Source organism: Stenotrophomonas sp. Steno-Z1, assembly GCF_056393175.1.
In genome coordinates this window covers 1-332 of sequence record NZ_JBWJPB010000028.1, presented here as the reverse complement: position 1 = coordinate 332, position 332 = coordinate 1, and the positions used below count along the sequence as shown (strand labels likewise).

Here is a 332-nt window from a genome sequence, read left to right as displayed (position 1 = left end):
TGGGCCGAACGCTTCGCGCGCAAGAGCAGCGCGCTGTTCCTCGGTCGCGGCCTGCATTACCCGATCGCGCTGGAAGGCGCGCTCAAGCTGAAAGAGATCACCTACATCCACGCCGAGGCCTACCCGGCCGGCGAGCTCAAGCATGGCCCGCTGGCGTTGGTCGACGAAGACATGCCGGTGGTGGTGATCGCGCCGAACGACAGCCTGCTGGAGAAGGTCAAGTCCAACATGCAGGAAGTGCGTGCGCGCGGCGGCGAGCTGTTCGTGTTCGCCGACCAGGACAGCAACTTCGCCGAGTCCGAGGGCGTGCACGTCATCCGCACCCCGCGCCA

At 66.6% G+C, this 332-nt stretch carries 1 protein-coding gene; it reads left to right on the top strand.

What is annotated here, in order from left to right; genetic code table 11:
* The coding region (locus AC06FD_RS20455; RefSeq protein WP_478078737.1) for an SIS domain-containing protein at positions 1-332 on the top strand (332 nt) is incomplete at both ends.